The sequence below is a fragment of the Alphaproteobacteria bacterium genome, from assembly GCA_030680745.1.
In the GTDB taxonomy this organism is placed as follows: domain Bacteria; phylum Pseudomonadota; class Alphaproteobacteria; order JAUXUR01; family JAUXUR01; genus JAUXUR01.
Genome location: JAUXUR010000043.1, coordinates 61,196 through 74,526, shown reverse-complemented (window position 1 = coordinate 74,526; position 13,331 = coordinate 61,196). Strand labels below are relative to the sequence as shown.

Sequence of the window (13,331 nt, the reverse complement as noted above, 5' to 3'; positions counted from 1 at the left end):
TGTTCAGGGAAACAGCTAGTATTTGGTAGATTTTTGATACTACTAATTTATAAACGAAATTAATTTAAGGAAACAAATATGAAAATTCGATTCATTAGATTTGCCATTCGTTTGACTTTAGGAATTTCCTTGATATTTATCATCAATGCTTGTTCTTCAGATTTTTCTATACAATCTGTTTCAAACTTCAAGGCAATTGATTTTTCCTCTATCAAATCCCCTAACACATTAGTGATATTTGACGTTGATGAAACTTTGATTCAACCTGTGGATACATATCTCATTAATGAACATAAGGCCGAAGGTATTAATTTTCGTGAAAAGATGGTTGCGGATCATCCAGGAGTGAAAGATTGGGATAAGATTTTATCAATAATTCTCGAGGAAGCAAAAAGACCCTTAATTGAACCTGATATTGTTTCAGAAATTAAAAAACTGCAAGAAAGAAACGTACTTGTTATTGCGTGCACTGGCATGAATACAGGAAAAGCTGCTTTATATGAGCGTCTTGAAATTTGGCGTTATGATCATTTAAAATCATTGGGATTTGAGGGATCTTTTACGTCAAAAGATTTTACCTTGCAAGGGTTTAAATCGCAGCCTGTTTTTTACAAAGGTGTTTTATCGGCAGACCTTGAAGAAAAAGGACCTGTTATTGGTGCATTTTTAGATAAAATATCTTTTAAGCCCGAAAAAATTGTGATGATTGATGATGACGGCGCCTATATTCGTTCCGTTAAGGAAGAATGTTTTAAACGAGGCATTAATTTTGAAGGTTACCTTTATCAAGGTGCAAAAGAAAAAAAATGGGATGAAGATCTTATTAAATTCCAATTACAGCATTTATTGACGCATTATCATTGGTTGAGCGATGATGTGGCAAAACAGCTTATGCAAGAAGCACCCAAATCTGAAAGTAGAATTGCTGGCTAAATTTTTTTTAATCGACAATAATGCTTTCATCTTTCGGCGACGACAAAACGACTTCAGTGACACTTTTTGTTACACCAGGGAGCTCTTTTAAAAAATCAGAAATGAAGCTTTCCAATTGCTGTGTATCTTTAACACGTACTTTCAGCAAATACGAAAAATCACCTGTCATATGATGGCATTCAAGAACATTTTTATGGTTTTTTACACATTCAATAAAATGTTTATTATTATCTTTTCCATCAACTATAACTGATATAAAAGAAGCAAGTTGCATCTCCATAAAATTACTATCCAAAAAAGCTACTATTTTTTTTATTTTTTGCCCGTTCTTAAGTTTACGAATACGTTCATGGACGGCGGAGGCGGAAAGGTCAACAAGTTCGCTAATCATATTATTGGTTAATGTTGCGTCATTTGCTAAAATGACGGCAATTTTCCTGTCTAAGTCGTTATAATCAGAATTATTTATTGACATTTTTTATATTTCCTGTAAAATATTTTGTATATTTAATGATAGTAAGGATTATATGTTGTGTCAATATTATTTTATCTACTAAAATCCTGGTTGATTGGCGTTGCAATTGCTGCACCTGTTGGCCCAGTAGGGATGCTTTGTATCCGCAAAACACTTGAACTTGGATTTATCGGTACGATCGCTGTAGGATTGGGTGCAGCACTCGCAGATTCTATATATGCATTCATTGCAGCAACTGGAATAACGAGCGTTTCGGACTTTTTACTTGATAATGAATTGTACATAAAAATACTTGGTGGGATTTTTTTGCTTTTTCTAGCCTTTAAAGAGTTGAAAAACAGTTCAAAATTGCCTACAGAAATTCATGACAAAGGAAAAAAAGCAGTAAAACTAATTTACAGTGTTTTTTTTCTAACGCTTACAAGCCCTATGACAATTTTAAGTTTTATAGCCATTTTTGCAAGCATTGGAGGCAGCGATATAAATCATAATCTATCCCTATGGATGGTGCTTGGTGTTTCTTTAGGTTCGTTAAGTTGGATGTTGATGTTAGGCTTTATTATAACGAAAACAAAACATTTTTTGTCTGAAACATGGATATATAGAATTCGATATGTATCTGCAATAATTCTAGGTGGATTTGGAGTCTGGGCAATATATAGCGGATTGATTTTATTTAGCACATCAAAGGGTTAAAAATGCGTTTCAACATTTATTTAACCCAATCTATCATTCTTTGATCAAAAAGTACTGCTTCCAATAATAATACAAGGTAATCCTTGTCCTTCATGATCATTGGGTAATTTCTATGATGAAGAGAGATATGCAATTTATTCGTTAATTAAGTTAAATATCTTTCTTGTATCTTTGCCAAATTTTTGTTCTAAATTAATTAAAAAATTCCATAAAATCTCACTTTTTTTAGTATGTTGAACTTTATTTTTTAATTTTTGAGTATCAATATTTATGCTACCGAATAAAATTTTATAAATCCATTCAAGACAATCACTCTTACTATCAAAATAAAAGATATGTAATTCATCATAAAATTTCTTCGCTAAAGATGAAATTTTGGATAAAGGCTGTTCATTATCTTGTTGCTTACCAAATAAACACATATAGTTTTGAAATGCCAATTTATATTTTTCTAAAATTCTCTCTTTTTTATGAGGTTTTGTTAATTCTGCCCATTTTTCATATAATTCTCCTATTGTTAAATTATAATCATAACAAGCTGCATTTAAAATAATTACATTTTGATAACAAATGATAGCTAACCCTATGGTTTGTGATTCGGTTAAAAATCTTATAGGATCCGTTACTTCAAATTCTCGATCCTTCAATAATTGAGCAGTTTCAACGAGCATTTTTTGATTGTTATCATGTAAAGCAATATGAAACCTAAGATCCAATTTAATTTCTTTAAGTTGCTCTTGCGTTAATGTGCTCTCACAAATTTTGAAATTAAATGTCATAAAAATGAAAATGATAAAAAATTTTGGTAAAGACATTTAATTTAACTCCTATTTGAAGTATGGTATGGTTTTTAGACAGCACCATTTTTGGCATTTATTAAACAAACTTTAGAGATCATGACACGCAAACAAAAAAGACAAATACTCCCTGAAAGCCTAGCACGTTTTTTTAAACATCGTCTCGATGAAATTATAGGTCTTACGATTTTTGGTTTTTTGGGCGCTTTTGTGCTTGCTTTAATTTCATATACATCCAGTGACCCCTCTTTTAACACAGCCAGTGAATCAGTCAAGATTGATAATTATTTGGGCACTTTTGGCGCTTATTCCGCAGATCTTTTTTTACAAAGCTTTGGTCTTTCCGTTTTTGTCCTTGTTTTAGGTGTTTTCTTATGGGGTGTTTCTTTTTTTAGACATATGCCATTAGTATCCATTCCTGGTCGTATATTGTCTTTATTAATTGCTGTCTTAAGCTTTTCTCTTGTATTAGCCCCTTTTTCCCATTACGATTTTTGGCCTATGAATGCTGGTTTAGGGGGTATTACAGGTGATCTTTTATTAACAAATTTGTTAAAAGTTTTAATGCCTTTAATGGGGAATGGACTTGCTCAAAATTTTATACAAGTTTTCTTTTTTTTGTTAAGCCTTTTTACTTTTATGCTGGCATCTAGCATTCCCTTTGGCCTTCTTAAAAAAGGGGTTATTATAAGTTCTTATCTTGTTTTTGAAGCAATAACGATTCCTTTTATTTCGCTTTATAATTTAATTCGACAAAGGCCTAAAATTTCGATGCCGCAATCGGATATTATAAGATCCAAACCAGCTAAAAAAACGAAACATAAAGAACAGATTCAACAAAATGATGCTGAACTTTTTGAACAATTTCAAAATTCAAACCATGATTATGATGTTGAAATTGCAGGTTCTGATCATCAACCTTCATCGCAATATAACAATGCGATCACGCCGATCAAAAAAAATCAAAAAAACAACCCCAATACTTATGTTTTGCCGCCTTATGATTTGCTGAATCAACCTGAATCACAAGATTCGAAAAGTGTTGATCGTGATATATTAACGCAAACGGCTCAAGCATTAGAAGCGGTCCTTCAAGATTTTGGTGTCAAAGGTGAAATTATCAAAGTTCACCCAGGGCCTGTTGTTACTTTATATGAGCTTATGCCCTCCCCTGGCACAAAATCATCCCGTGTTATTAGTTTGTCAGAAGATATTGCACGAACTTTATGTGCCGTATCTGTTCGTATCGCCGTTATTCCAGGTAAAAATGCCATTGGTATTGAAATTCCCAATGATAAACGACAAACGGTTTATATGCGTGAACTTTTAGTGACGCCTGTTTACGAAAATAATGCATCCAAATTACCCATGATTTTAGGAAAAGATATTGGGGGTGGCCCCATTGTTGTGGATCTTGCCCGTATGCCGCATTTGTTGATGGCTGGGACGACAGGCTCTGGTAAATCAGTTGCTATTAACACCATGATTTTATCTCTTTTATTTAAGCATTCCCCCGAACAATGCCGATTGATCATGGTTGATCCCAAAATGTTGGAACTTTCCGTTTATGATGGTATTCCACATCTTTTGGCGCCTGTTGTAACGGATTCTAAAAAAGCAATCGTCGCCTTACGTTGGGCCGTTCGTGAGATGGAAAATCGTTATAAAGCGATGTCTAAATTGGGTGTGCGTAATATTGAAGGCTATAATGTTCGTTTAAATGAAGCCCTTAAAAATGGCGAGAACTTAAAACGTCGTGTTCAAACGGGTTATGATGAAGAATCAGGTGATCCGATGTTTGAGGATCAAGAATTAGCCTCAAAACCTTTCCCTTATATTGTTGTAATCGTTGACGAACTCGCCGATTTAATGATGGTTGCTGGGAAAGATATTGAAGCGGCTATCCAACGATTAGCCCAAATGGCGCGTGCTGCGGGTATTCATCTTATTGTTGCAACACAACGACCATCAGTTGATGTTATTACTGGTACAATTAAAGCCAACTTCCCGACGCGTATTAGTTTCCAAGTTACATCCAAAATTGATTCGCGTACGATTTTAGGTGAAGGTGGCGCTGAAAGTTTGTTAGGTCAAGGTGATATGCTTTATATGGCAGGTGGTGGCCGCATCATTCGTGTTCATGGACCTTTCGTTAAAGATGAAGACGTTGAACATATTGTCCAACATTTAAAATCGCAAGGCGAGCCCTCTTATCTTGAAGAAGTCACCAAAGAAGATGAAAATTCTGGTTCTTATGGTGATGAAGGGGGATTTGACGATCCTAAAGATGATTTATATGCGCAAGCCGTTCAAGTTGTGCTTAAAAACAAAAAAGCATCAACAAGTTTCGTTCAACGTCAGCTACAATTAGGCTATAACAGGGCAGCAACTTTGATTGAGCGTATGGAGAATGAAGGTGTGATAAGCGCCCCTAATCATGCTGGGAAACGTGAGATTTTAATTGAGAATCGTGAATAAATATATTAACTCAAATAGAAAAGCCTAGACATTCCATAAAACATTTCATAAAGTTTATAAAATTAGCAAAAGGTAAGATCATGTCCAACGCAGCACTCAAGATTCAAAACGATCCACTTCACGCACAAATGGCCAATGCCATTCGTTTTTTAGCAATAGATGCTGTGGAAAAAGCACAATCAGGTCACCCTGGCATGCCTATGGGGCTTGCAGATGTAGCAACTGTTCTTTACCGTCATTTCTTAAAATTTATGCCAGAAGATCCAGAATGGGCTGATCGTGATCGTGTTATTCTTTCAAATGGTCATGGGTCTATGCTTTTATATGCGTTGCTCCATTTAACCGGTTATGAAGATATGACGATCGATGAAATTAAAAATTTCCGTCAGCTTGATAGTTTAACCCCAGGTCATCCTGAATATGGTCACACACCAGGCGTTGAAACAACGACAGGACCTTTAGGTCAAGGACTTGCCAATGCCGTTGGTATGGCCATTGCTGAAGCGCATTTATCAGCAAAATTTAGCAAAGATTTTGTTGATCATTATACATATGTCTTTTTAGGCGATGGTTGTTTGATGGAAGGCATAAGCCATGAAGCATGTTCATTGGCAGGTCATTTAAAACTGAATAAATTGATTGCCTTATTTGATGACAATCAAATTTCGATTGATGGTCCAACATCGCTTTCAACATCAGATCAAACATTAAAACGTTTTGAATCCTATAATTGGGCTGTGATGTCGATCGATGGTCACGATCCTGTCCAAATTTATGATGCGATAAGCAAGGCACGTCAAAGTGATCGTCCTGTTCTTATTGCGTGCAAAACAAAAATTGCCTTTGGTGCTGTGACAAAAGAAGGCAAATCAGAATCGCATGGTGCGCCTTTAGGTGAAGCTGAAATCAAAGCGACACGTGAAAAACTTGGTTGGTCCCATAAACCTTTTGTTATTCCGGATCAAATCTTGGATGAATGGCGCGCGATACCTGAACGCAATGCGGAAGCTTTTACAAAATGGATCGAACGCATCGAAAAGATTGAAGGATCTAAAAAAGATGAAATGTTCAGCCATGATTATGAAAATCTGTTCGAAGATCTAGAAGAAAAATTTAAAACACTTAAAAAAGATTTTTCGAAAAACCCACGCAATCAAGCAACACGCCAAAGCTCTGGTGATGTTATTGATTATTTAACAGATTTTATCCCTGGCTTTATCGGTGGTTCGGCTGATCTTACAGGATCAAATAACACGCATTCGAAAAAACAGAACATTCTAAATGCTCAAAATTATGCTGGTACTTATTTGCATTATGGTGTCAGAGAACATGCGATGGCAGCTATTATGAATGGTATGGCCCTTCATAAAGGTATTATTCCTTATGGCGGCACTTTCTTATGTTTCACAGATTATTGCAAACCCGCGATCAGACTTTCAGCTTTAATGGGTACGCGCGTTATTTATGTAATGACGCATGATTCTATAGGCCTTGGTGAAGATGGACCAACACATCAGCCGATTGAACATTTAGCAGGCTTACGCGCAATTCCTAATTTGTTGGTCTTCAGACCAGCTGATGCTGTTGAAGTTTTAGAATCTTGGCAAATTGCACTTGCACAAGAGGAAACACCTTCTGTTATTGTGTTGTCTCGTCAAAAATTACCGGCGCTTCGTAAAAAATACACAGATGAAAATCTGACCGCAGGTGGTGCTTATGTTCTTGAAGATATAGAAACCACCGAAGGATTAAGCATTACTTTGGTTGCCACAGGTTCGGAAGTAAGTCTTGCTTATGAAGTATGGAAAGATCTTAAAAAAGACGTTGATATTCGTCTTGTTTCAATGCCTTCCTGGGAATTATTTGAAACGCAAGATGAAGATTATAAGCAAAGCGTCTTCCCTTATGGTACGATTATTTTCACGATTGAAGCAGCATCTACAATGGGGTGGGAGCGTTTTGCGTTCAGTCCAGATACTATAATCGGTATTGATACTTTTGGTGCTTCTGCTAAAGCACAAGATTTATACGAGTGTTACGGTTTGACCGTTCCAGCAATAATCGAACGTATCAATGACGTAATCGAAGAAATAACATTAGGAATGACAGATGAGATTAGCGATTAATGGATTCGGCCGTATAGGACGACTTTTATTACGCGCCATTCAAGAATATAATCTTAACGACTTAACAATCGTTGCGATTAATTCAACAAGCAATCCAAGCGTTTGCGCTCATCTTTTTAAATGGGATTCAGTTCACGGGCCTTATAGGGGCCCAGTGGATGTTAGTGATACAGGGTTCGATTTAGGGCAAGGCGAAATCAAAGTTTTTGCAGAGCGTGATCCATCTACTTTGCCTTGGAAAGAACTAGAAATCGATCTTGTGCTTGAGTGCACTGGTGATTTTGTATCCCGTGATGCAGTGCTTAAACATATTGAAGCGGGTGCCAAAAAAGTATTGATTTCGTCGCCTGCTAAAGATCCTGACATTACGATTGTTTATGGCGTTAATCACCAAGATTTAAAACCGGAACATCGTATTATTTCAAGTGCTTCCTGCACCACCAATTGCTTAGCGCCTGTCGCCTCTGTTTTACACAAAGCTGTGGGTATTGAGCGCGGTTTCATGACAACGATTCACGCTTATACGGGCGATCAACGTTTAGTTGATGGAACGCATAAAGATTTAAGACGCGCACGATCAGCGGCCCTTTCAATGGTGCCAACCTCAACGGGTGCAGCAAAAGCTGTTTCGCTTGTGTTGCCAGAACTTAAAGGCAAATTAGATGGAACAGCGATAAGGGTCCCAATTGCCAATGTATCTATTGTTGATTTTTGTTTTGACACAAGCAAAAGCACGAGCATTGAACATTTAAATAATGCTTTTATCGAAGCAAGTCAAAATAATCTTAAGGGCGTTTTAGACGTTAATCATCTGCCGCTTGTATCCACAGATTTTAATCATAATCCCCATAGTGCTATTGTTGATTTACTTGAAACAAAAGTCATGGATGGCAAATTTTGTCGTGTTCTTGCTTGGTATGATAATGAATGGGGCTTTTCAATGAGGATGTTAGATACAGCGCATTTATTGTTTTAGTAAATTGACTTCACTTAACTGATTCGTTATTCTTCCGTAACTTTCATTATGGAGAATATTATGAAAAAAATACGATTATTTCTTAGTTTATGCGCAATTTTATCAATTAATTCAGCGCATTCCCAAGATACATTAATCACTAATGTTCAGACTGCTATCAATAATTTAGGGCCTAATAATCCTTTCGCATTTTATGATCTAAATCTTTCAGACAATGAAATAAAAACATTAGAAAAAATTACCATCAATTCTCCAATATTAACAGCTTATAACAATTATGGACATATTGATAAATTAGAAGTTGAAGTAAATGAATTCATTAAAAAACTAAGTCAAGAAAATGAAATAATTGCAAAAGAAGTTTCTCAACTTATTGAAAAACTTGTAAAAGAACTTATTCAAGCTTCAGGTAAAGAAACAGCTTGGGTTGCTTTGCGCCCCTCAATTCCAAATTCAGATTTTGATTTGCCTCGTTGGCACCATGATGGCTATTTTTATAAGCCTTATGACATTCAACAATATAAATTTGCGCTGGTTTTAAAAGGTCCTTCGACTTTATTTTGTAAATTGTCCCCTGATGAAAAAAAAGCATTTGATATTTTGAAAAAGAAAGAAATTCAAAAAATTGTTCAGGATGAAAGTGGAAAAATTATAAAATTTGAGGAAGATATTTCTAATCGACAAGCCTTAGCAACGATGATAAGTGACTTCCAAGCACCTATCACAATTGCTAAGCCGTATCAGGGGGCTGTTTTTGTTGTTGGTGGAAACAAAGCTGCTATTCATTCAGAACCGCCAATCTCAACAAATAGACTTTTTTTATCAATATTACCTGGAAGTAAATCTCAAATTGATGAATTTAGGCTAGGACCAGAAGAATTTGAAGCATCGATGAAAGCTAAAAATGAATGAGGCATTTTCAATGCGTATTCTGGACATAGCACGATTAATGTTTTAGTAAGTTGACTTACTCACATAATCTCACACGATCTCACATAGGAATTATGTGCGTATTTTCTTGTCTGAGTTTACAAAAATACCGATTTATTTCAAAATAGATAAAAAACTTCTTGACCCTCTTCTTACGTCATACCTCATCTTAATTTTAAGGAGATAAAAGATGGCTGAATGGTATATCAAGGAACTAAGCAAATTAACGAATGTCACCGTGCGTACATTGCATCATTATGACAAAATTAATTTGCTTAAACCTTCATTGAGACGACCGAACGGCTATCGTTTATACACTGAAAAAGATTTAGTGAAATTGCAACAGATTTTAGCGTTAAAATTTTTTGGTTTTGAGCTTTCGCAAATTCAAACTTTGCTTAAACAACAGATTGATATGGAAACACATTTTCATGCGCAATCAAGGTTGTTACAAGAAAAAGCAGATGCATTGGTGGAGGCAAAAAAGACCCTTGAATTAGCGCTGGATGAATACAAATCACAAAAATCTTTTCCATGGAAAAAAATTATAGATTTAATAGAGGTTTATCAAATGACACAACAATTAGAACATGCATGGGTTAAAGAGATCTTCAATAGTGAAGAACTTAAACAATTTGCAAATTTTGAAAAAGAATTACCAACCCGTTTTACACTTGAAGAGAAAAAGAATTTTGAAGAAACTTGGGCACATTTAGTCTCTGAATTTCAAAAAAATCTTAAAACGGATCCTACAAGTGAAATAGGTATTGCGCTTGCCAAAAAATGCATGGACCATGTTAATCTGTTATACGGCAAAAAATATGCTCATTTACGGACTAAAATCTTTGAAAAAGGATGGGGTGAAGGCAAACATCTTGATGATTATGGGTTGACGCCTGAAATTGTCTCTTGGCTTGAGAAAGCTTGCGATGCGTATTATCAAAAACGTATCTACGATATTTTAAATCAGGTTGATACGAATCCAATAAAGCTTTGGAATGAATTATTGGATGACATGTATGGCGAGGACCAAGAACGACGCAATGAGCTATATGAAATAGCAAAAAAAGATACGATTATTAGTCAAAAGGCTAAGGATTGGCTGGCAAAAATTCGTCGCTAAAAATGTGAGCTTGGAACTAAAACAACAAAACCATTAGGTTTCGTCGTTGTGAGTCACGTAACAACAACTCAATTGTTTCCCTGGGCCAATGGAGAGCCCAAAGGGCTCGAATGCGGATCCAAGGTCCAGAAACACTCATGATCAGAGATCATGACATGTCGTTAAAAAAATAAAGTCATGCTCTCTCGAGCATGTATTTTAGTCTGGGCCCTGGATCTGGATTCGAAGCTTTGCTTCTCATCCGTCCAGGGAAACGAAGGAGTGGGAGCTTTAAAAGCTTCCATTTTCAAAATAAATTACAAAGAGTCCCGTATATTTACGTTGAACGTATTTTTTTTATATCAAAGACCAGACAACCATCCTTTTTGATGAAACCCATGCTGTTTTTCAAGATCTTGGATCTCTAGCTTTAATTTATTCAATTTTAAAATGTCAGTCCCAAGCGTTTTCCCAGCTTCACGACATTTCTCAAATTGAATGGGGGAAAGTTCTGCATATTTCTCCATATTGTGCCAGTTCACAATAGGATAATCTTTGGTCATGTCTTCAAAAAATCCAGTGCTAAAGACAAAGCCAACACCCACATGTTTTGATCCTGTAAATTCGGCTACCACACTTGGAACGACATCCCAATAATTAACGAAACGAAGAATATCGTATTTGCTCAGATATTTTTCCTCAATTAATTTTGATGTTCTTGTCCCTGCGAAACGAGGAGATGCAAAATTTGGATTATTAACTTTCCAAGGGAATTGACCATTTTTAGGTCCTAAATGCTCCGTTAAAACATTTGCAGCTATATCTATAGCCGCAATCGTTGACATGGCAGCACCTTTAGAATGACCTGTTGCTGTCACTTCCAATATGCGATCTTTATTAGCTGGATCATTAATATATAAACTTACCCAACGATTTAATTCACTATTAATTTGATCTTTTATTTCATTATAAGACTTAACAAAACCTTTATGGAGGCTTAATTCTTCATTTGGAATAAGTTCGCCTGGATGTTTTGTAAAGCTTAGATTACGTCCCCAATCAGCACCCGTTACAGTTCCAGGAAAGGCAAGAACAAGATGATTTTTTGATGGACTATAAAGAAGCGCCCCAGAAAATTGTGAATAATTATGTCTGTAAAACGTTTTAACGACCGTGTAATCTTTAAAATAACCATACTTAACAACAGGATATCTTTGAACAACCAAATAATATATATCCATATTATCAATGGCTTTAGCGTTACTATCAATCCGCGACGTAATAATATTTGAAACAGCATCTAATGCTTCAATTTGTTTGGCGCGCGTTGTCGCATCATTAATATCGATATTCCTTGCATAATCACCAAATCTTGCGCGAACAAGCAATTGAAAACTGGAAGGTGACATCACACCAGATTTTATTTCTTCTTTAAAATTAATATATTCATTAATTTTTTTGTAAAGAAGATCATTTTCTAATTCTACTTTTTGTTTTTCTTCATCATATAATTTTTGAATTTCGTGCTTGTCTGTTTCGCCCGTACCATAGATTTCTTTTGATAATTGTCCAATTTCTTTTATAAATTCAGCTGTTGTTGTTGCATAAAATGAATTTTTATTTTGGTCATTTATAATATAATCGCCATTGGGATCAATTTTTTTAAGCTCATGTATTTTCGCTTCAATTGATGCATATTCTTTAAGTTTAGCTGCATAAATTGCTTTTGCGTCTTCAATGTCAGCTGTATCGCTTTTTTGAAAAATGGGTGTGGATGTTTCAATTGCTGTTTCAGCGCTCGCGAAAGTATAGCTTTGGTTTAAGCAAAGGAGTAACCCAAATAAACCTAAAGATATTAAAGACTTATTTCTAAACATTTTGTTCCCTTTTAAGAATAGGTCCAAATACAACGTAACCCACATATAGTTAGTTTTTTATTAAAGGTCAACAATCATTAATAAAAATTGTAATGGATTGTTACTGTTTTGAAAATTGTGTGGTTTCTGAAGGATAAATTAATAGCATTTTAGGATGCTTTCGTATAGTAAACGCATTAAGTTGATTTGTCATTGTCAAAAATATATGACCCTATTCTTATGATTGTAGCCCCTTCATTCAGTGCAATTTTATAATCATGGCTCATTCCCATGCTGAGCTCTTTTAATCCATACATATCTACTAATAATTTCAACCGTCTAAAATAAGGTGTCGGATCTTCATCTTGGGGTGGTATCAACATCAATCCTTTGATATTTAGCTTTAAGTTTTCGATTGTTTCTATCAAAAATTTTTCTAAATCCTCTTCAAAAACACCACCTTTTTGTGCTTCTTTTGCTAAATTCATCTGAATAAAATAGTCTTTTTGAATATTAAATTTTTTTTCTATATCAGAAAATTTTGTAGCAACATCTAATCGATCTAATGAATGCACATTAATACAATATGTTAAAATATCTTCAATTTTGTTTGTTTGAATACGCCCTATAAAATGAATAGATTTATTTTTTAAATGGTTAAATTTATTTTTTATTTCTTGAATTTTGTTTTCTCCAAACGCATTAATTCCATTATTTATTAAAAAATTGATCGTTTCTACATTTTGTCCTTTTGTTACAATTAAAAGACGTGCATCAGGGTAATTTTTAAGAAAATTATCTAATATTTTGATTTTGTTTAATATTTTTTCATTTTTATACATATTGCTTTTCAACCTAAGGGGATTTCATTTTTGTTGCGATTACAACACATTATTGGGTAATTCATGCTTACAAATATCGATAGCGATTGCATCCCGAAATGCACACAACGATAATCGGGC

At 34.9% G+C, this 13,331-nt stretch carries 11 protein-coding genes; 7 read left to right on the top strand and 4 right to left on the bottom strand.

Features of this window, described 5'->3' with window-relative positions; genetic code table 11:
- The first annotated feature begins 78 nt into the window (after positions 1-78).
- Positions 79-933 carry a DUF2608 domain-containing protein gene (locus tag Q8L85_04255; GenBank protein MDP1723894.1) on the top strand — a complete coding sequence of 285 codons (855 nt, stop codon included), beginning with the start codon at positions 79-81 and terminating at the stop codon, positions 931-933.
- 7 nt (positions 934-940) lie between these two features.
- On the opposite strand, the gene Q8L85_04250 is transcribed toward Q8L85_04255, so the two are convergent.
- Positions 941-1,408 (bottom strand): Lrp/AsnC family transcriptional regulator, encoded by a 468-nt coding sequence (locus Q8L85_04250; GenBank protein MDP1723893.1) that lies wholly within the window; start codon positions 1,406-1,408, stop codon positions 941-943.
- A gap of 57 nt (positions 1,409-1,465) precedes the next feature.
- Here Q8L85_04250 and Q8L85_04245 point away from each other — a divergent pair, with 57 nt between their 5' ends.
- Positions 1,466-2,104, top strand: a complete 639-nt coding sequence (locus Q8L85_04245; GenBank protein ID MDP1723892.1) for a LysE family transporter — start codon at positions 1,466-1,468, stop codon at positions 2,102-2,104.
- A 134-nt stretch (positions 2,105-2,238) separates the two neighbouring features.
- Here Q8L85_04245 and Q8L85_04240 read toward each other — a convergent pair whose 3' ends face one another.
- A complete protein-coding gene (locus Q8L85_04240; GenBank protein ID MDP1723891.1) occupies positions 2,239-2,919 on the bottom strand; it encodes a hypothetical protein in 681 nt (226 codons plus the stop codon).
- A gap of 81 nt (positions 2,920-3,000) precedes the next feature.
- Between Q8L85_04240 and Q8L85_04235 the strand changes: the two genes are divergently transcribed.
- From Q8L85_04235 to Q8L85_04215, 5 genes are all read left to right on the top strand, one after another.
- The gene (locus Q8L85_04235; protein MDP1723890.1) at positions 3,001-5,379 is read left to right on the top strand and encodes a DNA translocase FtsK 4TM domain-containing protein; all 2,379 of its coding nucleotides are present in this window, start codon (positions 3,001-3,003) and stop codon (positions 5,377-5,379) included.
- Between the two features lie 80 nt (positions 5,380-5,459).
- Positions 5,460-7,505: a transketolase gene (tkt, locus tag Q8L85_04230; GenBank protein ID MDP1723889.1), complete on the top strand. Its 2,046-nt coding sequence runs from the start codon at positions 5,460-5,462 to the stop codon at positions 7,503-7,505.
- Positions 7,489-8,481 (top strand): type I glyceraldehyde-3-phosphate dehydrogenase, encoded by a 993-nt coding sequence (gene gap, locus Q8L85_04225; GenBank protein MDP1723888.1) that lies wholly within the window; start codon positions 7,489-7,491, stop codon positions 8,479-8,481. Before tkt ends, gap begins: the two co-directional genes overlap by 17 nt.
- 60 nt (positions 8,482-8,541) lie before the next feature.
- Entirely contained in the window at positions 8,542-9,393 is an 852-nt protein-coding gene (locus Q8L85_04220; GenBank protein MDP1723887.1) for a hypothetical protein, read from the top strand.
- Between the two features lie 208 nt (positions 9,394-9,601).
- A complete protein-coding gene (locus Q8L85_04215; GenBank protein ID MDP1723886.1) occupies positions 9,602-10,534 on the top strand; it encodes a MerR family transcriptional regulator in 933 nt (310 codons plus the stop codon).
- A gap of 341 nt (positions 10,535-10,875) precedes the next feature.
- Here the strand turns inward: Q8L85_04215 and Q8L85_04210 are convergent, their stop codons facing one another.
- Positions 10,876-12,390, bottom strand: coding sequence for a lipase family protein (locus Q8L85_04210; protein MDP1723885.1), 1,515 nt, complete (start codon positions 12,388-12,390; stop codon positions 10,876-10,878).
- A gap of 176 nt (positions 12,391-12,566) precedes the next feature.
- A complete protein-coding gene (locus Q8L85_04205) occupies positions 12,567-13,211 on the bottom strand; it encodes a YggS family pyridoxal phosphate-dependent enzyme (protein ID MDP1723884.1) in 645 nt (214 codons plus the stop codon).
- Between the last annotated feature and the right edge of the window lie 120 nt (positions 13,212-13,331).

What these genes read in the sequence shown, in the direction of transcription:
- Q8L85_04255 (MDP1723894.1), top strand. Translation starts at nt 79, where the DNA reads ATGAAAATTCGATTCATTAGATTTGCCATTCGTTTGACTTTAGGAATT.
- Q8L85_04210 (MDP1723885.1), bottom strand. Translation starts at nt 12,390, where the DNA reads ATGTTTAGAAATAAGTCTTTAATATCTTTAGGTTTATTTGGGTTACTC.
- Q8L85_04235 (MDP1723890.1), top strand. Translation starts at nt 3,001, where the DNA reads ATGACACGCAAACAAAAAAGACAAATACTCCCTGAAAGCCTAGCACGT.
- Q8L85_04250 (MDP1723893.1), bottom strand. Translation starts at nt 1,408, where the DNA reads ATGTCAATAAATAATTCTGATTATAACGACTTAGACAGGAAAATTGCC.
- Q8L85_04240 (MDP1723891.1), bottom strand. Translation starts at nt 2,919, where the DNA reads ATGTCTTTACCAAAATTTTTTATCATTTTCATTTTTATGACATTTAAT.
- tkt (MDP1723889.1), top strand. Translation starts at nt 5,460, where the DNA reads ATGTCCAACGCAGCACTCAAGATTCAAAACGATCCACTTCACGCACAA.
- gap (MDP1723888.1), top strand. Translation starts at nt 7,489, where the DNA reads ATGAGATTAGCGATTAATGGATTCGGCCGTATAGGACGACTTTTATTA.
- Q8L85_04220 (MDP1723887.1), top strand. Translation starts at nt 8,542, where the DNA reads ATGAAAAAAATACGATTATTTCTTAGTTTATGCGCAATTTTATCAATT.
- Q8L85_04205 (MDP1723884.1), bottom strand. Translation starts at nt 13,211, where the DNA reads ATGTATAAAAATGAAAAAATATTAAACAAAATCAAAATATTAGATAAT.
- Q8L85_04215 (MDP1723886.1), top strand. Translation starts at nt 9,602, where the DNA reads ATGGCTGAATGGTATATCAAGGAACTAAGCAAATTAACGAATGTCACC.